Genomic DNA, 25,303 nt, shown 5'->3' with positions numbered 1-25,303 from the left:
CTGGTGGACAGGGAGCCGCCAGCATCCGCATGCAGCGGAAGGCAGTCAGTCAACAAACCGAAATGAGCCGACCCCCGGTTCTGTGCGCGCTGGCGGCGCAGCGCGCAACGGTCCCCTGGGGACCGCTCCGCAGATGGGCACTCACATCGGCGTTCCCGTCCTCGGTTGTTGACGGTATGCGTGCTGCACCGCACGTCGCGCTGCCGTTCGACACGATCCTTCGCCGCGCAGCCGTCCCCAGGGGACCGTTCCGTTGAGCGCCATGGAGGTCTGCTTCATGGTCTTGCATGCGCTCTACTCAGGTTTTGCGCAGCATGTCGCGCCGTCGCCCGGCGCTTCACCGCACAGCCGTCCCCAGGGGACCGTTTCTGCCGACCGCCATGGAGATCTACTTCACGGCTTTGACAAGCCCTGTGCTCAGGATTTGCGCAGCAGATCGCGCAGGCGCTCGATGTGCTGCCGGGCCACCTCGGGCGGCACGACGTTGCGCGGCGGCTCGGTTGGTGGCGCTCGCGCCGCCGATGGTGTTGGCGGTGCCGGGCCGGTCTGCTTGGCCCAGGCATTGAACTCGCCGCGCATGGCGCGCTGGATGATGCCGAACAGATAACCGGCGGGGTTGCGGATGCCATGCTTGCCGCACCGTGCGGCCCATTCGTCCAGCACGGCCTGCCGCAGGGCAGCGTCCACCTGCTGCAACGCCATCTTGGCTCCGGCCTGCTGTTCCGCCTTCAGTTCCGCGAAGCGCTTGGGCCATTGCAGGTCGCCCAGCGCACGCGCCTGCGCGGTAGTACGTACTTCATCAATACGACTACTACGTACTGTACGGTCCTGCTTCGGATTCCGAAGAGCGCCGTCTGGCGCGGGTTTCGGCCCTGCTTCGGATTCCGAAGATGGGCGATCGCCATTCCGAAGAAGGCTCGCGGGCCCTTCTTCGGAATCGTGGACCGCATCCTCCTGTGGATAACTTTCGGAGGCGGTGATGCCCTGGTCGGCCAGGCGCTCGGCGAGCACTTGCAGCCGCGACGGCAAGGTGCGTCCGGACAGCATCGGGTCGTCCGCGATCTCCTGGAGGGTGTTGAGTCCCACCACCTGGACGGCCTTGGCCGAATGCCCCAGCGACTGGCTGACCAGGGCCAGGTAGTCGGCGTCGAGTTGCATCGCCTCGAACGGCGTCAGCGGTTCGTCGTGCAGGACGTAGAGGTTGCCGAGGATGCGACCGGTCTTGGGGTCGCGCCGTCGTCGCACGAGGCTCAGCCAGCGCGTCAGGCGCAGCAGCGTCAGCGCCCGCGCCACGGTCTCATGGGAGGCCTGGCCTGCGCAGGGCATCGACGCCAGCCAGGGGCGCAACTGCTCATAGGTGGGAAATGCCGTGACGCCATCGTCGTTGAGCATCAATCGGAACACCTGCCAGGCGTTGCGCTCCAGCGGTGTCAGGCGGCGGTCGAGGAACAGCCGCCGCGGCACGCTCTCGTGCCGATTGCCACTGAACAGGAAGGCGTCGCCGGACGTAGGAGGCGTGGGCGTTGGAGCAGGCAGGGACGCGGGAGCGCCAGAGCTGGACTTGGGCGCGAGGTCCTTCAGCGCAGCGTCGAACAGGTCGGCGAGTGCGATGGGGCCAGGGCGCTGGGCTCGTGGGGCGGTGTCGTCCACGGCCATGGCCTAGCCCAATCCCTGATCGACCCAGTTCCTGATCGCGGCCCAGACCACCGAGAGCGGCAGCGACATGCCCTCGGCCAGGTCCATGGCCGCATCGAGAATCGAGGTCTCGTCCTCCAGATCGACGTTCCTGCTGCTGGTCACGGCTTTCCATTGCCGCCACAGTTCGGTGTCCTGGGTCTCGTCCAGGACGGGGTGGCGCCCCTTGCGCTTGGGCAGGCCGAGGATCTCCCGCCGCAGGGCGACTTCCTGATGGGTCAGGCCATAGAAGCGGCTGACCATCTCCGTGCTGGCCCCCAGCCGCAGCATGCGATCGACCGTGGCGATTTCCTTCTCCACGTCCTGTGCCTGGTTGAGCAGGCGCTGCAGCACTTCGCGGTTGACCGTGACCGAGCACCACGAGACGCTGGCGTTGGCCAGCACGCTGATCAGCGCGGGGTGCTTGAGCGCATCCAGCTCGGCCTCGCCGAAGCCCATGGCCTTGCAGCGGCGCAGTTGGCCGTTGCGAAGGTCATACAGCGCCTGGGCAATCACGGCCTGGTTGAGCGGATGCGATGTGGACATGCGGCCTCCCTCGCTCACGTCCCGGGCGCCGTGGTGCCGGCTTCCAGGTCCAGCAGACGCCGGGCGAGGCGCAGCAGCCGAAAGAGCTTGACCAACGCCGTGTCGCTCAAGCGCCTTGCGCCGCTGCCATGGCCTTGGCTCTGGCCGTGCAACAGGGTCGGCAGGTCGGCGGCGAGCTGCGCGCCGTCCAGGCCCGCTTCGGCGACGGGCTGACCCGTCAGGGAAGTGAGCAGCGTCAGCACCGCGCGGCCGAGCGGCGACGGGGCTTGGCCGCGGGCGCGGCACGCAAACCCGATGCCATCGGCGCGATCCTCGATGCACTCGTCCAGGTCTGCCTCCCCGGCGATCTCGCGCGCGAACTGCGCGATGTGGATGCGCAGCCGATCGGGCGTGTCCAGGCCGGCGTCGATGTACCAGACGTCGGAGATCGGATAGAGTCCGCCGGCTTGCACCGGGATGGACTGCAGCACGCTCGCCGAGAAGTCGGGCGGCAGCGCATCGCCCAACTGGTCGGCGACCATGCGCTGGATCGATTGGAGCCGTTCTGTCGTCGGTGCTGGCGAGACGATGTGCTCGCGAAGCAGATCGCCCGGTGCGGCCGGCTGGCTTCCCGTGGCCGCTTCGCCAACCGCCGTGTCGTCGTGGCGCAAGGTGGGCTCGGACGCCGGAGGGCTGGCGGGTGGAGGACCGGCCGCCGCTGCAGGCGTGGCGATGGACGATGCTGCGCCCGGCGGAGTCGGCGTGCCGGCGGTGGGCGAAGGCAACGCCGGCTGCGCCGCAGGTGGCGTCGGGTCACTGACCAGCGCCCGGTGGCGGCTTTCCGATTCGGTCAGGTCCAGCGCCAGCACGTCGTAGCCGATGCCCAGCAGCTCGGACATCTGGCCGATCAGCTCGTCTTGCACGCGCTGCGGCGCGAACTCGTCGCCCTGCGTGTCGAACTGCGCCAGCACCTCCTGAAAGAAACTGTCGAAGTCCAGCGGCAGCGAACGGTCCTTGGCGTAGTGCTCCCAGGTGCGTTTGCAGGCCGTGCGCATGACCGACAGCCGCTCGACCTGGTGGCGCCCCAGGCCGCCATAGAGCACAGTGGGAATGGCGGGCAGCAGGTAGCGCACCGCGTCGGCCATGCGGGTGATGTGCGACCGCTGGACGGGGAAGCCATCGGCCGCCAGGCGGCGGGCCAGTTCCGACTGGCTCAGGGCGGCGCCGCTCTCCTGCTCGTAGAACTCCCGTGCTTTCTCGACGCCGAGCGCGCGCTCGATGAACGTGAGGCCGCCGCGCAGTTCGTTCTCGGCAAGATGCCCGGTCAGCGCGACGATTTCACCGCGCTCCGGCCATGGTCGGAACAGGCACGATATGCGGAAGAAGCGTTCTTCCTTGGTCTCCGACCAGAGTTCGCGCAGGATCGCCAGTCGCGTGTTGCCGCCGTTGCGGATGATGTAGTGGTCCTCGCCGGGCCTGCGCGTGATGGCCGGCGCCGCGTCCAGGCCGCGCTCGCGGATGGATGCCTTGATTTCCTCGTAAGCCGGGTTGCGCTTCATGCGCGGGTCATGGTCGTAGGGCCGCAACTGGTCCAGCGTCACGACCATGGGCGTGTCCGCGATCGGGTCGCTCAAGGCCGTAGCCGCTGGGCCGCTGCGCTCGAAGCCGGCCGCGAGCAGCTTGCCTGCCATGTCCTGCGAGGTCATGTCAGCCATGGCCGCACCCCTCGCAGTCCCCACGACCGCCGGCCGGCGCCATGCGGGCCTCTCGCTCGGCGCGGCGGATCTGCGCACGGGCGTTCAATTCGGCCCGGTGGTCACTCGCTGTCGAACTCGTGTAGATCGCCGCGCAGCCGGCCTTGGTGAACTTGAGGTGCCCGCCCGGCGTGCGCTTGACGTGCCAGCCCTCACCGACCGCGAACTCGATCAGGGCGCGCAGCCGCTTGTGGCCGCGGGCCAGCTCATGTGCGTTCGCCATGGGGCCTCCCAGGATCAAGAGGTCGCTGCGGGCGGCCGGATACTTGAGCCAGTCGGTCCTGCCATTGCGGGAACAACTCGCTGGCGAGCGCGCGCATCGTGTCGAGCGCGGCAGGGGCGACTCTGCCGGGCGGCTGGCGGTGCTCGACCCGATGCACCGGCAGGCCGCGCGTTGCGGCACGTGGATACGCTTCTATGGCCGGCACGTCGGTGGCGAGCACGCGGATGCCGGCGCTGTCCTGGAACAGGTCGCGCAAGGCCTGCTGGATCAGCCGTGCGTTGGCGGACACCGGGTGGACGCGGTTGATGAGCAAGTGCAGCGGCGGCGGTTCGATGCCCAGGTGCCGGTACGGCGCAATGTCTTCGAGCAACTGCATGGTGCCGCGCCGCAGCTCGCGTGCCGCGAGGATCTCCGGCGTGACGGGCGACAGCGCGAGATCGGAGGCGAGCACCGCCATCTCCAGCAGCACGGAACGCGCGCCCTGGGTGTCGATCAGCACCAGGTCGTAGAGGGGAGCAAGTGCTGGCAGCAGATGCCGCAACCGCAGGCGGCCATCCGGCGCATGCAGCAACAACGTGTTCAGCTCGCCCCGGTGGTCGTCGGACAGCACCAGGTCCAGGCCCGCGATGATCGTGCGGGACACGAGCTGGCCAAGGTCGCGCTCGTTGAAGGCCAACAGCTCATAGATGCCGCCCGGCGCGCGCTGGGTCAGTTCGTAGTAGGAGGACAAGGTGGGCTGCACGTCGAGATCGAGCAGCAGCACGCGCAGGCCCGCGTCCGCGGCGAGCCCGCCCAGGTTGGCGGCCGTCGTGGTCTTGCCGACGCCGCCCTTCGTTGAAATGATGGACACGACCTGCATGGCGCTCTCCGGCTGGGAATGGGAAGTCCGCGGGAGAGCGGGTCAGGTCCGGTGGTTGAGGCGCTCGGCGATCCACTGGTCGATTTCGATCGAATCCCAGCCGACAGCGCGCACGCCCAGGCGCAGCGCCTGAGGGAACTGGCGCTTCTTCATCAGGTTGTAGATGTGGGCGCGTTTGAAGCCGGACTTCGCTTCGACTTCATCGAGCCGCAGGATGCGGCGCTCGTTCGGCGGGAGTACAGGGGTCTGCGACATGGCGGTCACTCCTGAACGCTCGGCGGCGTTTGTTGGCGTGACCTCTATTCAATAGACCTGGCTGCGGAAAGACATTGCAAATGCAATCTCCGCGATTGCACATACAAGCTGGATAACCTCATGCGCTTGCGCTACGAACGTACCTCTTAGCGTTGGCGAACTTTCCGTTTAAGGTGCGCTCAGTGATGCCCATGGTGCCGCCGTAGTGGGCGACCAATGCAGAGACAAGGGCCTCCTGCGTTTTGAAGCTGGAATAGGGCACGCCTGAAGGCGACTGGCTCAGCATCAGCGTCAACATCCCTCCAATGATGTTGAGATAGGTCGTTTCCGCCCGTTCGCTGATCTCGCATTGCTTGGATGCCAACAGCACCGAGGATTGCTTGAGTAGCGTGTCGTGCTGCTCCTGCAGTTCTCGCATCTCACGTCGGGCTTGTTCAAGCGCGGCCTGAAGGGCCAGCCGCTCCACGAGGATCGCCTGTCCTGTTTCCATGGTGATGAAAGGATGCGCCATGCGTTCGCCACGGCTGAACAGAAATCCTGGCCGGTGCTCGGGATAGTGGGTGCGCATCCAGCGTTTTAGATCGACATGGCGAACAGTCAGATCCAGAGAATTGAGCAGGTTCGGATCATTGAGCGTGATCCCGTTCTTGCCGTAGGGCAGCTCTCCGTTGAGGATGCCGTCATAGATACGTTCCGAGTGCAGCCGGCACTCATTCCATCGAGGGCAGTTCAGCGACCGAGGCAGGACACGCGGTGACGCGATCGTGGCCAGGATCATCGGGAGATACCGCAGCAACCCAGCCCATCGGATGGCCGCCTCGATGGGACGATAGAACACCTTTGATGTTGAAATGTCCTTGTGCATGTCTTCGTCTCCTTTCGGGTGCGCTACATCACCGGCTCCTTTCTTGCCCAAGGGCTGTTGTGTCGTTATGGCCTGCGACGGACGCTTGAGGCGATGCCCTAAGCGAAGGCGGAGGAGGCCATTGGCGTCCGCCGCAGGTGGCCTTGTCTTGCTTGATATGCAAGAATCGATCAGTTGCCGGCCCATCGAGCGATGAGGACGCAAGCTCGATATTGGCGCTCACGGTACCAGCGTCATAGGTGGCGCAAAGCCCATCAAGACCGATTTGGTATGGTCTGATATCCAGACGGTTCAAGACCAGCGAGTTGAAGCGTTCGACGCCCCTACGTCCAGTTGGGGACTGGAAATCAGCGGTTAGTGATGCATCGCTCCACATGCTGATATATCGACAAAGTATCTGCCGCAGTACCAGTGACCCTGCCAGGTTGCCCCAGCACATAGGAGACGGAGATGGCTGAACATTCCCATGAACATCAACATCACACATCCGGTCAGATGGGTAAGCACGGCCGACCATACGCCAAGTTCTGGGTGAACATGGTGTTGGGCCTCGTCGTCATGTACTTCGTAATGTTCAGCATGATCGACGGCGCCAGGGACTTCAGAAACAATCTCAACATGCTCTACATGGCGGTCACTATGTGGGCGCCAATGGGCATCTTCATGCTAGCGACAATGCCCGGCATGTTTCCAAACCGGCGGCTCAATCTCGTGCTGTACGGCTTGTTTGCCGTTCTCACACTCGGTTCTTTTGCCGCTACCCGTGCTCAAACCGGAATCGGCGATCGACAGTTCATCGCGTCTATGGTCCCGCACCATTCGGGAGCGATCCTCATGTGCCGCGAGGCGCAGCTCTCAGATCCGGAACTCGTCAACCTATGCCAAGCGATTTCCGATGGCCAGCGCGCGGAGATCGAGCAGATGAACCGGATTGCTGCACGCCTTCGTTGAGGCTGGCTGCCACTACACTGGCGCCGCGTTGCGCTCCGGCGAAGTTAGCCGCAGCGATGTAAAGATGAGTACTTGCGGTGTTCCGATGCCGGCGGTTGTGTCCTACAGCCGTCCAGGTGCCAGGTAGTCCACGCGACACCACCCCGCGCTGCCTGCGGAGCGAGCGCAAGTCATGATCGTCGCAAGTTGGAGTTCGATAGCGAACCCGCTCAGCAGCTGGACGCATCAGGCGTAACGACGGGTGGATGGATCATCCTTGGACGCTGGTGGAAGTGGTTGGATGAACTTTGTTGCCGAGGGCGAAAAACAAGGCTATAATTGAGTTCTTCGCTGATCACCACAGTGGAGAAAGTGATTGGGAAACAGAGACTTAGCGCTCTAGTGCATGACTCGTCTCCCGCTCCAAATTCAAAAGGGAAGCAACGGCCAACACCGCGCTTCCTTTTTTCTTGCAAGTGCTGGCGCAATGGCAGAGTGGTTATGCAGCGGATTGCAAATCCGTGTACGTCGGTTCGATTCCGGCTTGCGCCTCCAGCATCTTTCCCCCCCCTCCCCCAGCATCTCGTTACGCATCCCTACGCGCTGACAATCGAATGATTGCTATGGTGACGCCGTTTCCACTGACGTCGATACTATGCAAAGCATTCTGAATTCTCGTACCCGCTCGCCCATGCTTGCCCTGTCTACCGCCGCGATGCTGGCGTTGGCGCCGATGGCGGCCGAGGCCGACTCCGATCGTCATCATCATCGGCATGGCCGCGAATACAAGGAAAAGTATTGGGATGGCGCGTGCAAGGTCGAGCGCAAATGGAAGCGCAACGGCGAATACCAGGAAAAGCGCAAGTGCCGCGATGACTATCGCCAGGGCTACTACGCGCAGCCGCAGGTTGTTGTGCCGATGGCCGCGCCCGCCATCGTCATCACGCCGCCTTCCATCATCATCCGGCCCTGACCATGGATCAATCGGTGAAGGACGCCATCGCGCGCTGGCCCAATGTGCCGGCGGTCTACGGCTGGCTATCGCTGGACGGGCGCGGGCGCTGGCGCCTGCATCCGCAAGGTCAGGCCGCGCAAGGCGGTGCCGGCGAGTCCATCACCAATGCCCAGATCCTGGAATTCATCAATCGCAATTATGAACACGACGAAGCGGGCCGCTGGTTTTTCCAGAACGGACCGCAGCGGGTGTTCGTGCGGCTGGACGGTGCGCCGTTCGTGCTGCGATTGAGCGACGACAACAGCGGCCTGCGCACGCATACCGATGCGCCGGTGGCCGCCGTCCGCGGCTGGTGGCTGGACGACGCGGGCCAACTGTATGCGTCCACGCCGGCCGGCGCCGGCCTGGTGCTGGACCGCGACCTGCCCGCCCTGCTGGAAAAACTGTCGACGGCGGACGGCGCGCCGGCCCTGGATGCCCTGGCCGACCTGGCGCCAGATGCCGAGATACCGCTGTCATGGCCGGGCGTCTACGCCGCCGCGCCGCTACGCGCGATAGCGCGGCAGGATGTGGCGCGGCGCCTGGGCTTTGACCCGAGCCCTGCGGGTTAGCGGATACGTCGCTGCCTTAGCCGCGACCGCTCTTGACCAGGGCGAACTTGCCATCGCCCAGCAGCATCAGCACGGCGGCCGCCACGGTCAGGAAGATGGGATATTCCCAACCGCCACCGGCGTTGCCGAAACCCCAGCCATTACCAAAGTGCACCGTCGAAGCCACGAACAGCTGGACCACGGCGATGGCCGCCACCCAGCGCGGCACGACGCCCAGGATCAGCAACACGCCCGCGCCGACTTCAAAGAACGTGACGGGATAGGCCAGCCAGCCGGCGAAGCCGATCTTGGCGAAAAACTGTGCGGTGCCGGGCAGCGTGAAGACCAGCAGCTTGGTCAGACCATGGGCCAGAAACATCACGCCCAGCGCCACGCGCAGCAACAGGGCGGCGTAGGGCGCGGTACGGTTATCGATCATTGCAATTCCTTTTGGGGTAGCGCGAATCGCCCAAGACGGGACGACGCTTCAAGGCCGCTATTCTTGCGATTCCAAAAACAAAGATAAATAGGCAGAATTGCAAATTATTGTTCCCCGATAGGAAACAATCTTTGGACACTCACACCGCCATGCAGACCTACGCCAAGGTCGTCGAACTGGGATCTTTCGCGGCCGCCGCCGACAAGATGGGCCAGGCGCGTTCCGTGGTGACGCGGCAGATCGCCTACCTGGAACAGAAGTACGGCGTGCGTCTGCTGAATCGCACCACGCGCAAACTCAGCATGACCGACGCCGGGCGAGCCTTCTATGAGCGCGTCCGTCCCATCCTGGCCGAAGTGGCCGACCTGGAACTGTCGCTACAGGCGGAAGGCCAGCGCCCCAGCGGCCGGCTGCGGGTCAGCGCGCCGGTGTCGTTCGGCATCCTGCACCTGGGCCCGGCCATCGCCGAATACCTGCAACGCTATCCGGACGTCATCATCGACCTGGACCTGAACGACCGCGTGGTGGACTTGGTGGAAGACGGGTACGACGTGGCGGTGCGCATCGGCCCGCTACAGGATTCGTCGCTGGTGGCGCGACCGCTGGCGCCCCAGCAGTTGCTGGTGTGCGCCGCGCCGGCTTATCTCCAGCAGCATGGAACGCCAGCCACGCCCGAAGACCTGAAACAGCACCGGTGCCTGCACTATTCCTATGCCAGCACGGGCAACGAATGGCATTTCGAGAAGGACGGCGTGACGCATCTGGTGCGCGTGAACGCCGCGCTGCGAGCCAATAACGGCGACGTGCTGCGCACGGCGGCCCTGGCCGGCCACGGCGTCATCCTGCAACCCGAATTCCTGGTCGGCGACGACATCCGGGCGGGGCGGCTGGTGGCCCTGCTGGCCGACTACGCGCACACGCCCATCTCCATGTACGCCATCTATCCGCATCGCCGCTTCCTGTCGCCCAAGGTGCGGTCCTTCGTCGAGCACCTTGAGGAACGGTTCGGCGGTGCGTCTGCCGGACGCGCCAGGGCCCGCGACAGCCGTTAGAATCCTACCCATGACCGCGAAACCGTCCATCGAATACTTCCCCGCCCCCCGCCGTTCGCTTTTCTGCAGCCAATGCGGCACCCCCATCACCCGCCGGGTGCCGGAAGGCGACAACCGTGAACGCGACATCTGCGATCACTGCGGCGCGATCCACTATCAGAATCCGCGTTTGGTGGTGGGCACGGTGCCCGTCTGGGAAAACCGCATCCTGCTGTGCCGCCGCGCCATCGAGCCGCGTTACAACACCTGGACGCTGCCGGCCGGTTTCATGGAACTCGGTGAAAGCACCGCGCAGGGCGCAGCCCGAGAAACGCTGGAGGAATCCGGCGCGCGCATTGAGCTGGGCGAGCTCTACACCATGATCGACCTGCCGCAGATCGATCAGGTGCACGTGTTCTATCTGGCCCGGGCGCTGGGTCCCGAACTGGATCCCGGCCCGGAAAGCCTGGAGGCCCGCTGGTACGACGAAGCCGACATTCCGTGGGACGACCTGGCGTTTCGCACGGTGGCCACGACGTTGCGCCACTACTTCGACGACCGCCGCCAAGGCGCTTTCGTCCCCCATCACTACACCCTAGAATCGCACCGTTGAAGCTTCCCTGGCTTGCCGTCGACACTCCGTTTCCGCCCGCGGAATTCGCGCTGACGGAACCCGACGGCCTGCTCGCGGCTGGCGCCGACCTGTCGATGGAACGGTTGATCCAGGCTTATTCCAACGGCATCTTCCCCTGGTATTCGGAAGGCGAGCCCGTGCTGTGGTGGAGCCCGGATCCTCGCATGGTGCTGGCCATCGACGACTTTTCCCCGTCGCATTCGCTGCGCAAGCTGCTTCGGCAGATCGCCAGCCAGGAACAGGACGAGCAACCGAGCGTGCAAGTGCGCGTGGATACCGTGTTTTCGCGCGTCATGGGGCAATGCGCCGCGCCGCGTGACGGACAGCCCGGCACGTGGATCACCGGCGCCATGCAGCAGGCTTATGCCGAATGGCACCGGGCCGGTTACGTGCACAGCATCGAGACCTGGATCGACGGCGAGCTGGCGGGCGGCCTGTACGGCATCAGCCTGGGCCGCATGTTCTTCGGTGAATCCATGTTCACGCGCGTGCCCAACGCCTCGAAGATCGCGCTGGCGTATCTGGTCAGGTACCTGGCCGCCAATGGCGTGCAGCGTATCGATTGCCAGCAGCAGACCCAGCATCTGGCCAGCCTGGGGGCACGCCCGATTCCACGCGGACAGTTTCTGCAACACGTGCGCCAGGCCACGGCGCAGCCTCCTGTTTTCTGGGCCCCGGGCACCCTGGACAGCACGGGAAAATTGTTGCCCCTGCCCGATCCGACCCCTGCATAGCAGCGCCTGCTTAAGCGTTAATATGTACCCATCCCATCGCGGACGTACCACGCGATGCGCACCCTTTCATGAGCCAGCTCAAAGAACTCCCCTTCTCCACGCTGCAGTTCTACGCAACCGCGCCCTACCCGTGCAGCTACCTGCCCGGCCGGCAGGCGCGGTCGCAGGTCGCCGCGCCCGGTCACCTGATCAACGCGGGCACCTATTCCCAATTGGTCGAACAGGGGTTCCGCCGGAGCGGCCTGTTCACGTACCGTCCCCATTGCGATAACTGCCACGCCTGCGTGCCCGTGCGCGTGGGCACGGCGGGCTTTGCGCCCAACCGCAGCCAGCGGCGCGCGTGGCGCGACCATCAATCGTTGCAGTCGTTCGTGGCCGAATTGGCGTGGTCCCCGGAGCACTACCGCCTGTACACGCGCTACCAGCAGGGTCGGCACCCCGGCGGCGGCATGGATGAAGACAGCCGCACGCAATATGCGCAGTTCCTGCTGACCAGCCGGGTAAATACGCGGCTGGTGGAATTTCGCGACGCCGAAGGCGTGCTGATGATGGTGTCGATCATCGACGTGCTCGATGACGGCTTGTCGTCGGTCTATACCTTTTACGACCCCGATATCGAAGGAAGCCTGGGCACCTACAGCATCCTGTGGCAGATCGAGCAATGCCGCACGCTGAACCTGCCGTGGCTATACCTGGGTTACTGGATCGCCGAAAGCCGCAAGATGTCGTACAAATCCGGCTTCCAGCCCGCGCAGTTCCTGGTCGACGGAGAATGGCGGAGCCAGGGCACTCTGTCCCTTTGACCGTCACGCGCGGCGCCCTGCTCGCGGGCGGCAAGCGCGGCGAAATTGGCTCTACAATTCCGCCCCATGTCTATCCTCTTCCACGCCTACCCCCTGGCCCGCCCGGCGCTGTTCGCCATGGACGCGGAAACCGCCCACGAAGTCACGCTTTCGAGCCTGCAACGCGCCTATGAATGCGGCGCCACGCGCAAGCTGATGCACGCGCAGCCCAAGGCCCCCTGCACGCTGATGGGCATGCAACTGGCCAATCCCATCGGACTGGCGGCGGGGCTGGACAAGAACGGCGCCTATATCGACGCGCTGGGCAATCTGGGTTTTGGTTTCATTGAAGTCGGCACCGTGACGCCGCGTGCGCAGCCGGGCAACCCCAAGCCGCGCATGTTCCGCCTGCCGCGCGCCAATGCGCTGATCAACCGGCTCGGCTTCAACAATCAGGGCCTGCCTGCTTTCCTGGCGAATGTGCAGCGCAGCCAGTGGCGCAAGCAAGGCGGCATCCTGGGCCTGAATATCGGCAAGAACGCGGACACGCCAATCGAGCGCGCCGCCGACGACTACCTGATCGGTCTGGAAGGGGTGTATCCGCACGCCGACTACGTGACGGTGAATATTTCTTCGCCCAACACCAAGAACCTGCGCGCGCTGCAAAGCGGCGATGAGCTATCCGCGCTGCTGGCGCAATTGGCCGACAAGCGCCGGGCGCTGGAAGATCAGCATCAGCGCCGCGTGCCAATGGCGGTGAAGATCGCCCCGGATCTCACCGAAGATCAGATCGACGCCATCGCCGACACCTTGCCGCGCCACGGCATCGACGGCGTCATCGCCACCAACACCACGCTGTCGCGCGACGCGGTGGCCGGCCAGGCGCATGCCGAAGAAGCCGGCGGCCTGTCGGGCGCGCCGGTGCATGAACTGTCATTGAAAGTGATCCGGCGCCTGAAAGCGCAACTGGGCAACAGCCTGGCGATCATCGGCGTGGGCGGCGTGTTGTCGGGCGAGCAGGCCCGCGAAAAAATGGCGGCCGGGGCCGACGCGGTGCAGCTGTATACGGGCCTGATCTACCGGGGCCCTGCCCTGGTGGGCGAATGCGTGCGCGCCACCGCGAAACGCTGAACGGCACACGCAAGAGACGGAATACGCGGGCAAAAAAAAGGGGCCACCCAGTGGGTGGCCCTAATTCCAGCTCTGCTCTGTCACTCAACAGTACTACATTACTGCGATTTGCGCAGCTTCGCGCGCCAAGACTCAGGCGGTGCGACGGCTACGGCTGGCAACCTTGTTGGCGGCGTCGGCGGCATCCGTTGCAGCCTTGAAGGTCGCGTTGGCGGCGGCATTCAGGTTCGACTCGGCGACTTCAGCAGCCTGCTTGGCAGCCTTGGTCACGGAATCGTAGGCGCTGGTCGCGGTGGCCAGCGAGGACTTGATCAGGGCAACGGCGCTTTCGGAACCAGCCGGAGCGTTCTTCGACAGTTGGTCGACGGCTTCGCTCAGTTGCTGCTGGCTTTCAGCGATTTGTTCTTCGGTCAGCTTGACCAGGCTGCCCTGCACGCCGGCGACGATGTCGTACACGTGCTTGGTGTAGGCCATGGCCTTTTCAGCGCCCGGCTGCAGCAGGCCCGAGGCGAACGCCGCGGCTTCCTGGGGATCCTTGACTTCAGAGGCTTGCTGCGACTTCTGGGCGACTTCGTCCAGCGTGGCGCGCACAACCTTCATATTCAGTTCGACCAGCTTTTCAAAGCCGGCGAAAACGGCGGACTGGGCTGCCACGAAAGTGTTGATGCTGGCCTTTTGGCGGTCCAGGACTTGTTGCGGAATTGCGCTCATAGAATGCTCCTTTAGGGGTAGCCGGAAGCTTTCCGGCAAGAAGGATTGGTGTCTGCGACGAAAGATAGGAACGTGCGCGGAAACTGGTACTACAAGCTACCGCCGGCCCGTTTGATGCACTGCACAATTCACATTCTAGACTGGCAGAAAATGTTGTCAAGCGCTTTTTGTGCAACGCAACAAGTGTTTGCACTTTAACGGTGCACTCACTTGCACGTCTTTGATCCAGAACAAGGTTTTCCCATGGTTCGGGAAAAACCCGACATGACGGCGTATCAATTCTTTTCTACACTGCTTTCACGCTGATGACAGAAAAAACAAACCATAAGTCAGCGGTCAAAAAAACCAAATCGCAGCAAGCAAAACCCTGCAATCGGAGACTTCATGACCTTTATTCCCCGCACGCTTACGGCCCTGCTCGCGGCCAGCGCCATGTTCGCGGCCGGCGCCGCCCAAGCGGAATACCCGGACCGCCCCATCAATATGGTGGTTCCGTTCGCCGCAGGCGGCCCGACCGACAACGTCGCCCGTTCGCTGGCCGAAGCCATGCGCCAGAGCCTGGGACAGACGGTCGTGGTTGAAAACAAGGGCGGCGCTGGCGGCACCATCGGCACGACCCAGGTTGCTCGCGCCCAGCCCGACGGCTATTCCGTCCTGCTGATGCACGCAGGCTTCTCCACCGCGCCGTCGCTCTACAAGAACCCGGGCTATGACCCGTACAAGAGCTTCGAGCCCATCGGCCTGGTGGTCGACGTGCCCATGACGATCATCGCGCGTTCGGACTTTCCGCCCAACAACATCAAGGAACTGGCCGAATACGTCAAACAGAACAAGGACAAGGTCTCGCTGGCCAACGCCGGCATCGGCGCCGCCAGCCATCTGTGCGGCACCATGCTGGTGGAAGCGCTGGGCGTTCAACTCCTGACGATTCCGTACAAGGGCACGGCACCGGCCATGAACGACCTGCTGGGCAAGCAGGTCGACCTGCTGTGCGACCAAACCACCAACACCACGCAGCAGATCGAAAGCGGCAAGGTCAAGGCTTACGCAGTGACCAGCCTGAAGCGCGTGCCGACGCTGTCCAAGCTGCCGACCATGGATGAATCCGGCTACAAGGGGTTTGAAGTCGGCATCTGGCACGGGATGTGGGTGCCGAAGGGCACGCCCAAGCCGGTCGTGGACAAGCTGATCAAGAGCTTGCAGGCCGGTCTGGCGGATCCGAAGTTCCAGGATCGTATGAAGCAGCTGGGCGCCACGGTGCTGACCGCCGAAGCCAATCCGCAATCGCTGGACGCCAAGGTCAAGCAGCAGGTTCCCCAGTGGGCCGAGCTGTTCAAGAAGGCAGGCGTCGAGCAGCAGTAACCGACGCCCGCTGAATGAAAAAAGCCCCATAAAGGGGCTTTTTTCATGGGCAAGCCATTCAGGGCCGCAGCGCTTCGGCCGCCATTCCCAGGCCGTTGAAGCCCGTGGACACCGAGGGCTCGTAGCCCAGCGCTTCGGAAATACTGGCGGCGGTATCGACCAGCGCCTTGATCCAGTCGTCCTGCAAGCGTTCGGCCGGGGCCGAGATGGACAGCCCCGCCACCAGTTTGCCCGTGTCATCGAAGATGCCGGCGGCGATGCAGCGCACGCCCAATTCCAGTTCTTCGTTGTCGCGCGCATAACCGTGGCGCCGAACCAGCGCCAATTCACGTTCCAGGCGATCCAGGTCGGTCAGGCTGTTGCGCGTATGGCCGGCCAGGCCGGTGCGCAGCGCATAGGCACGCACCTGGCGCGCATCACCGGTGGACAGAAAGAGTTTGCCCGTCGAGGTCAGATGCAGCGGCGCGCGGCCGCCGATGGCTCGCACCACCTGCATGCCCGAGCGCTCGCTCCAGGCGCGGTCGATATAGACGATTTCATCGCCCTGCTGCACCGACAGGTTGATCGTCTGCCCGGTCAGCTTGTGCAACGAGCGCATCGCGGAAATGGCAGCTTCCCGCACGTTCAGGCGCCCCTTCACCAGTGAGCCCAGTTCCAGCAGGCGCATGCCCAGCTGATACAGGCCGTTATCGACGCGTTCGACGTAGCGGCCCACGACCAGGTCGTTCAGGATGCGGTGGGCGGTCGAGGCGTGCAGGCCGGTCGTGGCGGACAATTCCTTGAGCGTCACCGGATCCTGCTGCGCGGCAAGCGCATCCAGCAGGCGCATGGCGCGCTCGATGACCTGGATGGCGATGGGATGCCCGGATGCGCCTTCGGTTTCGGCGTCCAGGGGAGTGCGGGGTGTCGTCAGACGGGGCATGGGGGAGATAGGCTCGCGCCGCAACGCCGAAAAAAACCGGCCTTGCGGCAACGCAGCAAACAGTTCTTTCCCGTATTGTGAAATTTACGACGCCATTTTGCAATGGCTTTTTTAGATGAATTTCACGCTGCGGCCGGCGGCGCCAGCTTTCCGCCCAGCCTCAATACCTCGGCGCGCAGGAACTCCAAGGCCTCGGCGGCAGCGGCCGGTTCGCCCTTGACGCCCAGCTCGATGTGCGGCGTTCCCCCCGCTTCGCCCACGCTGGGCAGGCTGAACGCGCGCACGTCAGGCCACCGCGTTTCAACGCTGACCATGGCGGGCGTGATGCGCGACTCCGGCATGCTGAATACCAGGAAAGAGTGCTCGACATGGGCGCGCACATGTTGCAGTGCACGATAGCGCGTGTCCAGCGTCCATTCCAGCATCGGCCAGGCCATCACGGGAAAGCCGGGTACGAAGGTGTGATCCTGGATGAAGAAGCCGGGGATACGGTTGTACGGGTTGGGCACGATCTCGCAGCCTTCGGGAAATACGCCCATTTGCAGGCGCTGCTGGTTTTCCGGCGCGCTCATGTCGGCGGTGCCCTGCCCCTTGGCCGCCATTTCGGCAGTGCGCAAGGCAATGGCCTGCTCGGCTTCGGGGTGCAGCGCCATCGGCAGACCCAGCGCGGCGGCGGCCGCCTGGCGGGTGTGGTCATCCGGCGTGCCGCCAATGCCGCCGCAGGAAAACACGACGTCTCCCGTAGCGAAGCTGCGTTTGTAGGCGGCGACCAGCGTGTCGCGGTCGTCGGGCAGGAATTCGGCCCAACTCAGCTGCATGCCCCGGGCACTGAGCAGCTCGACGACTTTGGAAAAATGCTTGTCCTGACGGCGGCCCGAGAGGATTTCATCGCCAACGATGATGAGACCGATGCGACGGGCGGCGGATTCTGCGGCCATGTCCAATTCCAGAAGGGTAAGAAGTAAGCCGGTCAGGCTTCGATGACTCGGTCCTGGCGCAAGCGCCGCAGCGCTTCCAGGCCGTAGTGCGCGTAGACCAGCGCCGAAAACACCGGCAGGATAATCCAGGCAGGTGGCAACAGGTTCAGCAGCGAACAAATAAGCCCGATGCTCCAGAAGCCGCCATTGTTGCGTTCAAGGATCAGCTTGCGCTCTTCGGGGCTGGCGTGTTCGACGATGGCGTCCACGCGCATCATGCGCGAGAACGCGAAGGCCCACCAGAAAATCGACAGCACGATCGCCATGGGCGGCACGAGCCACAAGGGCAGCGTCAGCACCCAGCCGGCCGCGAACGCTGCCGACACCCAGACAGCGTTCCATACGCTTACCGCTGTTGAAAACTTGCCCTGCCGCGTGACGCTGGCGTATTCACGCTGGCCCACGTGGCGCAGCACCAAAGGCATCACGAAGACGGCGGCGATGGCCAGCCCAAGAATGCCGGACACGGGCAGCAAGATGGCGGCGGCGATGACGGGAATGAGATAGATCTTGAGCGAAAACAGCCCCATCGCGATCATCCATTCATCGGCGCGGTTGACCATGTCCCAGTGCGAGACCTCGGCGCGCAGCCAGTCGGTCAGCGGCGTCCAGAACAGGTACAGCAGCAGGAAGGCGCCAACCAGCGCAATCAGGAATGGCAGCAGCACCGCGAACAGCATCGTCGGATGGCATTGCGACACGAGGGCGCGCTTGAACGCCTGGCCCACGCTGACGGCGCCGGTGCCAGCGCCGGCGAATCGTCCATTGCCGGGCGTGGCGGCATCAGTGCGTAAAGCGGTCATAAGGTCTTGAAAAAGGGGGTGGACATCCCGGGTATGATAGTCAAACACGCCCTGATCTGCTCACATGTCTCTACTCGTACCCGGCACCGACCTGGCCGCATTGCGCGCGCGGCTTGGCGCAACCCCCGACACCTGGCTCATCGCCTGCTTCTGCGCGGCATGGTGCGACACCTGCGAACAATACAAGCCCAAGCTTCAAGCCTTGGCCGACGCGTTGCCGCAACATGCGTTCGCCTGGGTCGACATCGAAGACCACGCCGAGCTGCTGGGTGATGTCGATGTCGAGAACTTCCCCACCCTGCTGGTGCAAATCGGATCGCGCGTGGTGTTTTACGGCCCCATGCTGCCGCACATCGGACATCTGGAACGCTTGCTGGACAGCTTGAATGCGAACAGCCCGGCGGTCACCGCCGACCTGCCCGATCTGACCCGGATGCTGGCCGCCTGAATCAATCCTCGGCCCCCGCCACGGGCGCATGAAAAAACCCGCAAGGCCCAAACGGCGTTGCGGGTTTTTTTGTGCTGCCGGGGATCAGTTCTTGCGCGATCCGCCCAGCAACACCGCGACCTGACGCTTGCGCGGGGACGTGCTCGCGTTGTCGTCCTTGGGCGCCTGATCCTGCTCGGGCGCGGCCGACGCCGACGGCTCGTAGGGCTTCAGGAAGAAATCGTCCACGGGCTGGCGCGACGGGCCGGAGGTATAGCCCGAACGGCGATCCGACGATCGGCCACCGCGTTCGCCACGGCTTTCACGGCCACCCTCGCGGCCTTCGCGCGAAGAGGACGAGGGGCGATCTTCGCTGCGGCGATGGCTGCGCGCCACGGCGTCGGCGGGCAGATCGAGCGTGCCCCGGGGCACTTCGCGCTTGATCAGCTTTTCGATGTCGAGCAGGAAGCGTTCTTCGTCGGGCGTGAACAGCGCAATGGCTTCGCCGGATGCGCCCGCGCGGCCGGTACGGCCGATGCGGTGCACGTAGTCTTCGGCGTTGTACGGCAGGTCATAGTTGATGACGCAAGGCACGCCGGCCACGTCCAGGCCGCGCGCGGCCACGTCGGTGGCGACCAGCACTTCCAGGTCGCCGGCCTTGAACGCTTCCAGCGCCTTCATGCGGTCGGCCTGGGTCTTGTCGCCGTGAATGGACTCGGCCTTGACGCCATCGCGTTCAAGTTCGCGGGCCAGGCGCGCCGTGCCGATCTTGGTGTTCGAAAACACGATCACCTGTTTCAGGCCGCGCGACTTCACCAGATGCACGACCGCGGCGCGCTTGGCGTCGCTGGACATCTTGTAGGCGATCTGCGTGATGGTCGTGGCAGTAGCGTTGCGCGCCGCGACTTCAATTTCAACCGGCTGGTTCAGGTACGAGCGGCCGAGCTTGCGAATTTCGTTGCTGAAAGTGGCCGAGAACAGCAGGCCCTGACGCTGCGCGGGCAACAGGCGGATGATGCGTTCCAGATCGGGCAAAAAGCCCATGTCCAGCATGCGATCCGCTTCGTCCAGCACCAGGATGCCGACCTGGCTCAGGTTGACGTTCTTCTGTTCGACGTGGTCCAGCAGGCGGCCCGGTGTGGCCACCAGGATTTCGCAGCCGCGACGCAGGGCTTCTTTTTGCGGACCGATATCCACGCCCCCGAACACCACAGCCGAACGCAACGGCGTCTGCTTGCTGTAGCGCTTGACGCTTTCGAACACCTGGTCGGCCAGCTCGCGCGTCGGCGTAAGGATCAGCGCGCGCACCGGATGCCGCGCGGGCGATGCGCTGGCGTTGGCCAGCGGCATCAGGCGATGCAGGATCGGCACGGTGAACGCGGCCGTCTTGCCGGTGCCGGTCTGGGCGGCGCCCATGACATCACGCCCTTCCACCACGACAGGGATGGCTTGCGCCTGAATGGGCGTCGGAACGGTGTAGCCGGTTTCGGCGATGGACTGGAGCAACAGCGGGTGCAGTCCAAAATCGGCAAACGTCGGCGCGGGCGCGTCGGCGGTGGGTGCTACGGATTGAGTGGATTCAGTCATCAGGGTTTGGCAGATACCGGGACCAGTGAAAAAGAACAAAACGAGAGTGCTACATGCACTGCACTACATACGCATCGGAGCAATCTGAATACGCGTTGTCGCATCGCGACGGCACGCAAATTGCCGCGAAGCGGATCTCGTTTCGCGGGCAATCGGCACCCTGCCTTGCAGGCCAGTGGGCGCATTCTGGATTCGATACTTATGAGGGCAGTACCAGGCCCGGATTGCTGTGGATAAGCGGGATTTTAGCGCAGGCGTCCTACCACAACATCAAAGAGTGGTTTCAGGCGGGTACCGCAACGCCGCCAGACAACGGGCACGCCCGCTTCCAGCCAGTTTGTACTGTCCACCAGGTGGACTAATCATGATCGAAAGTCGGACATCAGCCGGCCAGCCAGCGCAGCCCCCACAACACGAGCATGCCCATGACAATGACCAGCACCGCACTGCGCGTGCGCAGGAAAACCAGGATGGCGACCAGCCCAGCCACCAGCTTGTAATCGAATATGGGGCCTAAACCCGCCTTCCAGGGCAGGAGGTCCGGCACGACGATCGCGGTCAGCGCGGCCGCCGGTGCGTAGCGCAACGCGCGCCGCACGCCATCGGGCAAAGGGATGTAATCGCCAAAAAGCATGAAGCCGGCGCGCGTCAGCACGCTGCACAGGGCCAGCAACAGGATGGCTGAATAGACGTAGATCTCGGAAGGCCAGAGGGTCATGCGCGCGCCTTGAAGAATCGTTCGGCCCACATGCCGGCCACCACGCCGGCCACGACGGCCGCGGCCAGGCCGAGCCGCAACGGCAGCACCTGCCCCGTCCACGCGACCACGCCGGCAGCCAGCATGGACACCAGCATCGGCTTGGAGTTGGCCAACGGCACCGTGATCGCCAACAGCGCCAGCACCGCCGCGAAATCAAGTGACCAGCCGGTGGGCACCATGGTGCCCAGGTAGATGCCGACGATCGAAGATGATTGCCAGACCAGCCAGCCGGGCACGATCGTGCCCAGGAAGAACCAGAGTTGGTCGCGCGTGCCGCGTTCGGCCGAATCGCCGTAGCGCGGCATGAACAGCACGAAGCCCATGTCGGTGGTGAAGTAGCCCAGCCCCAGGCGTTTCGGCCAGGACAGATGCCGGAAATACGGTTGCAGCGCCGCGCCGAAGATCAGAAAGCGCAGGTTCACGACAAACCCGGCGGCGAAGATCAGCCAAAGCGGCGCGCCCGTGGCGATCAGCGGCAGCGAGGTCAGCTGGGCCGACCCTGCGTACAGCAGCAAGGTCATGGCCAGCGCCATGGATTCGGTCAGCCCCGACTTGACCATCGCCACGCCGGTCACCAAACCCCAGGTCGCCGTAGCGATCAGGGCAGGCACGATGGCGTGGACGCCGGCGCGAAAGGCCTTCAGGCGCTGCTGACGCACCGCGCGGGGATCTTCGGATTCAGAAAGCGCGGGTTCAGAGGACAACGGCTGGCCCCTGGCGATTCGGACAGGACGACATGGGAACTCTTACGGGTTGCGTGGGCCGAATGGCACCACGCCGGTGCGCGAACAGGCCGGTATTGTAACCTCGTCGCTTGATACAATACGCGCCTGAAAATTCTTGGCGGGTGGGACCTGGCGCGGCGCGAAATCGGCCATGGTGAATGGCCGCGTCCCGAAGTACCATCACTGGCTAAGTCAGTTGTGATTCGCGCGGTGGGTCCAACACCCGTCGCACATTGCTCCAACCTGCCGTTTATCGGTTTTTTTATTCAGGAATATCCATGACCGCTGCCCCGGCCGCCGTCCCCAACGCTCACGAAGTCATTGAAGTCGGCGCTGAAGACCTGCCCGTGTTCTGTCCCGGCCCGAAGGCGCCGCTCTGGAGCATGCACCCGCGCGTCTTCCTCGACGTCGCGCGCACCGGCTCCGCAAGCTGCGCCTACTGTGGCGCGCAATACCGTCTGAAGGCCGGCACGGTACTGCACGGCCACCACTGATCCAGACGCCTACGCCGCCCCAACGCCACCGTTACAGCAGCCATGTTTGCCACACCTGAAGAAGCCGAACACGCGTTCTACGAAGCCCTTGAGCAAGGGGATTGCGTCCGTCTGATGCAGGTGTGGGCCGACGACGAAGAAGTCGTCTGCATCCACCCGGGAGGCTTGCGCATCGTCGGCCACTCGGCGGTGCACGATTCCTGGCAACAAGTGCTGTCCAACGGCCCGCTGCATGTGCGCCCGCTGCGCCCGCTGGTCATGTTGAGCATGATGTGCGCGGTACACGTGCTGGTCGAACAGGTTGCGGTGCGCACGCGCGAAGGCACGCAGTTCGCGAACTGCTACGCCACGAACATCTACCACAAGGGCCCTACCGGCTGGCGCATGGTCATGCACCATTCGTCGTCGGCGCCCACGGAAGCCGGCGTGCTCGACTTGCACGACGTGCCCGACATGCTGCATTGAATCGGGTGGATTTTTAGTTGGCCGCTGCTCGTCTTGATTCGTCCCCCTGCCCCGTTCCCTCCTGGTTGCCCGGAGGCGACAGCCAGACGATCTATGCGTCCGTGTTCGCGCAATACCACCGCATCGCCTTCGTGCGAGACCGGGTGGAAACGCCTGACACCGACTTCGTAGACTTCGACTGGACCGGCCCCGGACTCTTTCCGCACAAGGCGGCCGATGGCGCGCCCGTCAGCGGACAGGGCCCGGTCGCCAACGGCAAGACGGCCGCGGCGCGCTGGATGACGGATGCGGATTGGCGTTCGTTGCCGCAGACGCCGGACACGCCCGCGCTGATCCTGTTTCACGGCCTGGAAGGCGGCAGCAACAGCCGCTACGCCCAGTCCGTCGCCCATTACTTCCGGGCGCGCGGCTGGATCGTCGTGATCGCGCATTTCCGTGGCTGTTCCGGCGTGCCCAACCGCTTGGCCCGCGCGTATTACTCGGGCGATTCCGCCGAAGTCGGCTTTCTGCTCAAGACCGTGCGCGACCGCATTCCGCACGCCCGCTGGCATGCGGTCGGCGTATCGCTGGGCGGCAATGCGCTGCTCAAATACCTGGGTGAACACCAGGAAGACACGACCTGGCTGACCGCCGCGGCTGGCGTATCCGTGCCGCTGGACCTGGTCGCCTGCGGCAAGACGCTGTCAACGGGCGTATTCAATCGCCGGGTGTACAGCGCGCATTTCCTGAAAACGCTCAAGCACAAGGTGCTGGAAAAGGCGCATCGTTTTCCTGGCGCCATTGACGTGATGCGTATCGCCCACGCGCACGATCTGCGCGAATTCGACGACACCTACACCGCGCCGATGCACGGCTTTCGCAACGCGCTGGATTACTGGACTCGCGCGTCCAGCAAGCCGTGGCTGCCCAAGATTTCGGTGCCCACGCTGGTGCTCAACGCCCGCAACGACCCGTTCATTCCAGCGGGCTCGCTGCCCAAGCCGGAAGACTGCTCGCCCGTCATCTTGCTGCACCAACCCAGCGATGGCGGACATGCCGGATTTCCTACAGGCGCGTTTCCGGCGCATCTGAACTGGCTGCCGCAGCGGCTGGGCCGCTTCTTCGAAACCGGTCTGTAGCACGGCACGGCCGGAGCAACCCGGCCGGAGCAACCCGGCCGGCGCGACGCGCCATCAACCGGATTTGAAGCGCTCCAGCAGTTGCCGTTCTTCGGCCAGCTTGTCTTTCACTTCCTTGATCTGCACGTCGATCTGCGATTGCTCGTAGAAATCGGTGGACAGGCCGCGCGCCTGCTGCAACTGCGATTCCGCAGCCGCGAACGCGCCGGTCATCACATAGAAGCGCGCCAAATCGCGGCGCGCCTGCACCGGCTTGCCATTGCGTTCTTCGCTTTGCGCCAGCATCTGGTACAGGCTGGGCTCGTCGCTGCCCCACTGCTTGATCTTGGCGCGCAGATAGTCCTGCGCATCGGCATGGCGGCCATTGCTTTGCAGCGCCTGCGCGTAGGCAATGCCCAGCGCCCGCTGCTCGGGCCAGCGTTTGGTGGCGGCCTGCGCCAGCTCCAGCGCGCGCGCATTTTCCTTGCGAGCCAGGGCGATGTCGACGCTGAGTTTGGCCAATTGGGCGGAATTGCGGCCGCCAGCGGTGGCCAGATTCCAGTATCGGTCCGCTTCCGCCAGGTTGTTGCGCTGGAAGGCCTGCAGGGCCAGACCGTAATAAGCCGCTGATTGGCGCACACCGGACAGGGCCTGCGCCTCGTCCTGCAATTGCTGTCCGGCCGAGCGCAAGCTGACGGCATCGCGGCCCTGCACCACGCGCATCTTGGCGCGCACGTACCAGAAGTCATCGCTATCGATATGGCGCGAGGCCGGCAGCGAACGCACCCGGTTCTGTACATCGGACATCCGCTCGATGGACAAGGGGTGGGTGCTGGCCCAGGACCCACCGCCCGCCCCCTCGTTCAAGCGCGATGCGTTCATCAGCCGCGAGAACATCTGGGACATGCCCTCGGCGTCATAGCCCGCCTTGGTCAACATCTGGAAGCCGGCACGGTCGGCCTCGCGTTCGGCATCGCGGGAAAAGCCCAGTTGGCGGTTGATGGCGGCGGCCTGTCCGAAGGCGGCCACGCCCATCGCCAGGTTTCCGCCACCGCCAGCCAGCGCGGCCAACAGCGCGCCAGCCAGGCTGGCCAGCATCACCATGCCGTTCTGATTCTGCTGCGTCATGCCGCGCGCGATGTGTCGCTGCACGACGTGGCCGATTTCGTGCGCCAGCACGGCGGCCAGTTCGGACTCACTGCCAGAGGAAACGATCAGCCCGGTATTGACGCCGATATATCCACCCGGCATGGCGAAGGCGTTGATTTCCGGATCGCGTACGCCGAACATTTCCACGTCGGGCACGGCCCCTGGCGCAAAGGCGGCCAGTTTGCGGCCCATGGTCGTCAGGTACTGACTGAGTTCGGGGTCGTCTACATAAGTGGGGTCACGCCGACCTTGCGACATGATGGCCTGCCCCAGGCTGCGTTCAAGCATCGGGGACAGTTCGGCTGCGGATGCCGCGCCCATGGATGGAAGGCCGACCGGCTGCGCCCAGGCGGCGACCGGTATGGAGGGAGCGATCAACGCGACGCTCAGGCCCAGAATCGCGCTGCGTTTCGCAATCGCGCAAATGGATGGCATTTTCCTGC

Annotated in this window: 29 protein-coding genes and 1 tRNA gene; 14 read left to right on the top strand and 16 right to left on the bottom strand. The window is 64.3% G+C overall.

The window, feature by feature from the left end; genetic code table 11:
• Window positions 1–417: 417 nt before the first annotated feature.
• The 7 genes from API01S_RS07970 to API01S_RS07940 form a co-directional block, all read right to left on the bottom strand.
• Window positions 418–1,656: an STY4528 family pathogenicity island replication protein gene (locus API01S_RS07970; RefSeq protein WP_006226008.1), complete on the bottom strand. Its 1,239-nt coding sequence runs from the start codon at window positions 1,654–1,656 to the stop codon at window positions 418–420.
• A 3-nt stretch (window positions 1,657–1,659) separates the two neighbouring features.
• Entirely contained in the window at window positions 1,660–2,220 is a 561-nt protein-coding gene (locus API01S_RS07965) for a DUF2857 domain-containing protein (protein ID WP_003090097.1), read from the bottom strand.
• A 14-nt stretch (window positions 2,221–2,234) separates the two neighbouring features.
• Window positions 2,235–3,914, bottom strand: a complete 1,680-nt coding sequence (locus API01S_RS07960; protein WP_006226007.1) for a ParB family protein — start codon at window positions 3,912–3,914, stop codon at window positions 2,235–2,237.
• The gene (locus API01S_RS07955) at window positions 3,907–4,176 is read right to left on the bottom strand and encodes a hypothetical protein (protein WP_003050422.1); all 270 of its coding nucleotides are present in this window, start codon (window positions 4,174–4,176) and stop codon (window positions 3,907–3,909) included. The genes API01S_RS07960 and API01S_RS07955 overlap by 8 nt, the downstream gene beginning before the upstream one ends.
• Complete coding sequence (locus API01S_RS07950) at window positions 4,160–5,035, bottom strand: ParA family protein (RefSeq protein ID WP_003098988.1); 876 nt, start codon at window positions 5,033–5,035, stop codon at window positions 4,160–4,162. The genes API01S_RS07955 and API01S_RS07950 overlap by 17 nt, the downstream gene beginning before the upstream one ends.
• A gap of 42 nt (window positions 5,036–5,077) precedes the next feature.
• Window positions 5,078–5,290, bottom strand: coding sequence for an AlpA family transcriptional regulator (locus API01S_RS07945; protein WP_003090093.1), 213 nt, complete (start codon window positions 5,288–5,290; stop codon window positions 5,078–5,080).
• Between the two features lie 118 nt (window positions 5,291–5,408).
• On the bottom strand, window positions 5,409–6,155 hold the full coding sequence (locus API01S_RS07940) for a hypothetical protein (RefSeq protein WP_003098991.1): 747 nt from the start codon (window positions 6,153–6,155) through the stop codon (window positions 5,409–5,411).
• Window positions 6,156–6,605: 450 nt separating this feature from the next.
• Between API01S_RS07940 and API01S_RS07935 the strand changes: the two genes are divergently transcribed.
• The 4 genes from API01S_RS07935 to API01S_RS07920 all read left to right on the top strand — a co-directional run bounded on the left by API01S_RS07935 (window position 6,606) and on the right by API01S_RS07920 (window position 8,651).
• Window positions 6,606–7,106 carry a DUF305 domain-containing protein gene (locus API01S_RS07935; RefSeq protein WP_003098996.1) on the top strand — a complete coding sequence of 167 codons (501 nt, stop codon included), beginning with the start codon at window positions 6,606–6,608 and terminating at the stop codon, window positions 7,104–7,106.
• Between the two features lie 460 nt (window positions 7,107–7,566).
• Window positions 7,567–7,640, top strand: a tRNA-Cys gene (locus API01S_RS07930).
• Between the two features lie 100 nt (window positions 7,641–7,740).
• A complete protein-coding gene (locus API01S_RS07925) occupies window positions 7,741–8,058 on the top strand; it encodes a hypothetical protein (protein ID WP_050728005.1) in 318 nt (105 codons plus the stop codon).
• 2 nt (window positions 8,059–8,060) lie between these two features.
• A complete protein-coding gene (locus API01S_RS07920; RefSeq protein ID WP_061304100.1) occupies window positions 8,061–8,651 on the top strand; it encodes a DUF2946 family protein in 591 nt (196 codons plus the stop codon).
• Between the two features lie 16 nt (window positions 8,652–8,667).
• Here the strand turns inward: API01S_RS07920 and API01S_RS07915 are convergent, their stop codons facing one another.
• Window positions 8,668–9,069, bottom strand: coding sequence for a DoxX family protein (locus API01S_RS07915; RefSeq protein WP_006217703.1), 402 nt, complete (start codon window positions 9,067–9,069; stop codon window positions 8,668–8,670).
• Window positions 9,070–9,200: 131 nt separating this feature from the next.
• Between API01S_RS07915 and API01S_RS07910 the strand changes: the two genes are divergently transcribed.
• The 5 genes from API01S_RS07910 to API01S_RS07890 all read left to right on the top strand — a co-directional run bounded on the left by API01S_RS07910 (window position 9,201) and on the right by API01S_RS07890 (window position 13,381).
• Window positions 9,201–10,121: a LysR family transcriptional regulator gene (locus API01S_RS07910; protein ID WP_006217702.1), complete on the top strand. Its 921-nt coding sequence runs from the start codon at window positions 9,201–9,203 to the stop codon at window positions 10,119–10,121.
• Between the two features lie 10 nt (window positions 10,122–10,131).
• The gene (locus API01S_RS07905) at window positions 10,132–10,713 is read left to right on the top strand and encodes an NUDIX hydrolase (protein ID WP_061304098.1); all 582 of its coding nucleotides are present in this window, start codon (window positions 10,132–10,134) and stop codon (window positions 10,711–10,713) included.
• Window positions 10,710–11,468: a leucyl/phenylalanyl-tRNA--protein transferase gene (gene aat / locus API01S_RS07900; protein ID WP_061304095.1), complete on the top strand. Its 759-nt coding sequence runs from the start codon at window positions 10,710–10,712 to the stop codon at window positions 11,466–11,468. The genes API01S_RS07905 and aat overlap by 4 nt, the downstream gene beginning before the upstream one ends.
• A 68-nt stretch (window positions 11,469–11,536) precedes the next feature.
• Window positions 11,537–12,271, top strand: coding sequence for an arginyltransferase (locus API01S_RS07895; protein WP_061304093.1), 735 nt, complete (start codon window positions 11,537–11,539; stop codon window positions 12,269–12,271).
• Between the two features lie 66 nt (window positions 12,272–12,337).
• A complete protein-coding gene (locus API01S_RS07890; protein WP_006217698.1) occupies window positions 12,338–13,381 on the top strand; it encodes a quinone-dependent dihydroorotate dehydrogenase in 1,044 nt (347 codons plus the stop codon).
• 132 nt (window positions 13,382–13,513) lie between these two features.
• Here API01S_RS07890 and API01S_RS07885 read toward each other — a convergent pair whose 3' ends face one another.
• Complete coding sequence (locus API01S_RS07885) at window positions 13,514–14,092, bottom strand: phasin family protein (protein WP_006217697.1); 579 nt, start codon at window positions 14,090–14,092, stop codon at window positions 13,514–13,516.
• A gap of 384 nt (window positions 14,093–14,476) precedes the next feature.
• On the opposite strand from API01S_RS07885, the gene API01S_RS07880 reads away from it, so the two are divergent.
• Window positions 14,477–15,454 (top strand): tripartite tricarboxylate transporter substrate binding protein BugD, encoded by a 978-nt coding sequence (locus API01S_RS07880; RefSeq protein WP_006217696.1) that lies wholly within the window; start codon window positions 14,477–14,479, stop codon window positions 15,452–15,454.
• A gap of 58 nt (window positions 15,455–15,512) precedes the next feature.
• Here API01S_RS07880 and API01S_RS07875 read toward each other — a convergent pair whose 3' ends face one another.
• The 3 genes from API01S_RS07875 to API01S_RS07865 all read right to left on the bottom strand — a co-directional run bounded on the left by API01S_RS07875 (window position 15,513) and on the right by API01S_RS07865 (window position 18,156).
• On the bottom strand, window positions 15,513–16,376 hold the full coding sequence (locus API01S_RS07875; protein WP_050728009.1) for an IclR family transcriptional regulator: 864 nt from the start codon (window positions 16,374–16,376) through the stop codon (window positions 15,513–15,515).
• A gap of 122 nt (window positions 16,377–16,498) precedes the next feature.
• Entirely contained in the window at window positions 16,499–17,314 is an 816-nt protein-coding gene (locus API01S_RS07870; protein WP_061304091.1) for a competence/damage-inducible protein A, read from the bottom strand.
• Between the two features lie 32 nt (window positions 17,315–17,346).
• Window positions 17,347–18,156, bottom strand: coding sequence for an EI24 domain-containing protein (locus tag API01S_RS07865; RefSeq protein ID WP_006217693.1), 810 nt, complete (start codon window positions 18,154–18,156; stop codon window positions 17,347–17,349).
• 64 nt (window positions 18,157–18,220) lie between these two features.
• Between API01S_RS07865 and API01S_RS07860 the strand changes: the two genes are divergently transcribed.
• Entirely contained in the window at window positions 18,221–18,604 is a 384-nt protein-coding gene (locus tag API01S_RS07860) for a thioredoxin family protein (protein ID WP_061304089.1), read from the top strand.
• Window positions 18,605–18,688: 84 nt separating this feature from the next.
• On the opposite strand, the gene API01S_RS07855 is transcribed toward API01S_RS07860, so the two are convergent.
• The 3 genes from API01S_RS07855 to API01S_RS07845 all read right to left on the bottom strand — a co-directional run bounded on the left by API01S_RS07855 (window position 18,689) and on the right by API01S_RS07845 (window position 21,634).
• A complete protein-coding gene (locus API01S_RS07855; protein ID WP_156329814.1) occupies window positions 18,689–20,170 on the bottom strand; it encodes a DEAD/DEAH box helicase in 1,482 nt (493 codons plus the stop codon).
• A 382-nt stretch (window positions 20,171–20,552) separates the two neighbouring features.
• Window positions 20,553–20,888: an AzlD domain-containing protein gene (locus API01S_RS07850; RefSeq protein WP_006217689.1), complete on the bottom strand. Its 336-nt coding sequence runs from the start codon at window positions 20,886–20,888 to the stop codon at window positions 20,553–20,555.
• The gene (locus API01S_RS07845) at window positions 20,885–21,634 is read right to left on the bottom strand and encodes an AzlC family ABC transporter permease (protein ID WP_039882818.1); all 750 of its coding nucleotides are present in this window, start codon (window positions 21,632–21,634) and stop codon (window positions 20,885–20,887) included. The genes API01S_RS07850 and API01S_RS07845 overlap by 4 nt, the downstream gene beginning before the upstream one ends.
• A 299-nt stretch (window positions 21,635–21,933) precedes the next feature.
• Between API01S_RS07845 and API01S_RS07840 the strand changes: the two genes are divergently transcribed.
• The 3 genes from API01S_RS07840 to API01S_RS07830 are packed head-to-tail and all read left to right on the top strand — an operon-like array spanning window position 21,934 to window position 23,732.
• Window positions 21,934–22,149 carry a zinc-finger domain-containing protein gene (locus API01S_RS07840; protein WP_006217686.1) on the top strand — a complete coding sequence of 72 codons (216 nt, stop codon included), beginning with the start codon at window positions 21,934–21,936 and terminating at the stop codon, window positions 22,147–22,149.
• A gap of 42 nt (window positions 22,150–22,191) precedes the next feature.
• Entirely contained in the window at window positions 22,192–22,614 is a 423-nt protein-coding gene (locus API01S_RS07835; RefSeq protein WP_006217685.1) for a YybH family protein, read from the top strand.
• Between the two features lie 17 nt (window positions 22,615–22,631).
• On the top strand, window positions 22,632–23,732 hold the full coding sequence (locus tag API01S_RS07830; protein ID WP_039882816.1) for a YheT family hydrolase: 1,101 nt from the start codon (window positions 22,632–22,634) through the stop codon (window positions 23,730–23,732).
• A gap of 54 nt (window positions 23,733–23,786) precedes the next feature.
• Here API01S_RS07830 and API01S_RS07825 read toward each other — a convergent pair whose 3' ends face one another.
• Entirely contained in the window at window positions 23,787–25,295 is a 1,509-nt protein-coding gene (locus tag API01S_RS07825) for a M48 family metalloprotease (RefSeq protein ID WP_006217683.1), read from the bottom strand.
• Window positions 25,296–25,303: the final 8 nt, after the last annotated feature.

It is taken from the genome of Achromobacter piechaudii NBRC 102461 (assembly GCF_001571245.1).
Taxonomy (GTDB): Bacteria; Pseudomonadota; Gammaproteobacteria; order Burkholderiales; family Burkholderiaceae_B; genus Achromobacter; species Achromobacter piechaudii.
Note: the sequence above shows the minus strand (reverse complement) of the source record. Positions and strands in the feature narration are given on the sequence as shown.

Coding starts and splice junctions, on each gene's coding strand:
- API01S_RS07970 (WP_006226008.1), bottom strand. CDS start 1,656: ATGGCCGTGGACGACACCGCCCCACGAGCCCAGCGCCCTGGCCCCATC.
- API01S_RS07965 (WP_003090097.1), bottom strand. CDS start 2,220: ATGTCCACATCGCATCCGCTCAACCAGGCCGTGATTGCCCAGGCGCTG.
- API01S_RS07960 (WP_006226007.1), bottom strand. CDS start 3,914: ATGGCTGACATGACCTCGCAGGACATGGCAGGCAAGCTGCTCGCGGCC.
- API01S_RS07955 (WP_003050422.1), bottom strand. CDS start 4,176: ATGGCGAACGCACATGAGCTGGCCCGCGGCCACAAGCGGCTGCGCGCC.
- API01S_RS07950 (WP_003098988.1), bottom strand. CDS start 5,035: ATGCAGGTCGTGTCCATCATTTCAACGAAGGGCGGCGTCGGCAAGACC.
- API01S_RS07945 (WP_003090093.1), bottom strand. CDS start 5,290: ATGTCGCAGACCCCTGTACTCCCGCCGAACGAGCGCCGCATCCTGCGG.
- API01S_RS07940 (WP_003098991.1), bottom strand. CDS start 6,155: ATGCACAAGGACATTTCAACATCAAAGGTGTTCTATCGTCCCATCGAG.
- API01S_RS07935 (WP_003098996.1), top strand. CDS start 6,606: ATGGCTGAACATTCCCATGAACATCAACATCACACATCCGGTCAGATG.
- API01S_RS07925 (WP_050728005.1), top strand. CDS start 7,741: ATGCAAAGCATTCTGAATTCTCGTACCCGCTCGCCCATGCTTGCCCTG.
- API01S_RS07920 (WP_061304100.1), top strand. CDS start 8,061: ATGGATCAATCGGTGAAGGACGCCATCGCGCGCTGGCCCAATGTGCCG.
- API01S_RS07915 (WP_006217703.1), bottom strand. CDS start 9,069: ATGATCGATAACCGTACCGCGCCCTACGCCGCCCTGTTGCTGCGCGTG.
- API01S_RS07905 (WP_061304098.1), top strand. CDS start 10,132: ATGACCGCGAAACCGTCCATCGAATACTTCCCCGCCCCCCGCCGTTCG.
- API01S_RS07895 (WP_061304093.1), top strand. CDS start 11,537: ATGAGCCAGCTCAAAGAACTCCCCTTCTCCACGCTGCAGTTCTACGCA.
- API01S_RS07890 (WP_006217698.1), top strand. CDS start 12,338: ATGTCTATCCTCTTCCACGCCTACCCCCTGGCCCGCCCGGCGCTGTTC.
- API01S_RS07885 (WP_006217697.1), bottom strand. CDS start 14,092: ATGAGCGCAATTCCGCAACAAGTCCTGGACCGCCAAAAGGCCAGCATC.
- API01S_RS07880 (WP_006217696.1), top strand. CDS start 14,477: ATGACCTTTATTCCCCGCACGCTTACGGCCCTGCTCGCGGCCAGCGCC.
- API01S_RS07875 (WP_050728009.1), bottom strand. CDS start 16,376: ATGCCCCGTCTGACGACACCCCGCACTCCCCTGGACGCCGAAACCGAA.
- API01S_RS07870 (WP_061304091.1), bottom strand. CDS start 17,314: ATGGCCGCAGAATCCGCCGCCCGTCGCATCGGTCTCATCATCGTTGGC.
- API01S_RS07865 (WP_006217693.1), bottom strand. CDS start 18,156: ATGACCGCTTTACGCACTGATGCCGCCACGCCCGGCAATGGACGATTC.
- API01S_RS07860 (WP_061304089.1), top strand. CDS start 18,221: ATGTCTCTACTCGTACCCGGCACCGACCTGGCCGCATTGCGCGCGCGG.
- API01S_RS07855 (WP_156329814.1), bottom strand. CDS start 20,170: ATGACTGAATCCACTCAATCCGTAGCACCCACCGCCGACGCGCCCGCG.
- API01S_RS07850 (WP_006217689.1), bottom strand. CDS start 20,888: ATGACCCTCTGGCCTTCCGAGATCTACGTCTATTCAGCCATCCTGTTG.
- API01S_RS07840 (WP_006217686.1), top strand. CDS start 21,934: ATGACCGCTGCCCCGGCCGCCGTCCCCAACGCTCACGAAGTCATTGAA.
- API01S_RS07835 (WP_006217685.1), top strand. CDS start 22,192: ATGTTTGCCACACCTGAAGAAGCCGAACACGCGTTCTACGAAGCCCTT.
- API01S_RS07825 (WP_006217683.1), bottom strand. CDS start 25,295: ATGCCATCCATTTGCGCGATTGCGAAACGCAGCGCGATTCTGGGCCTG.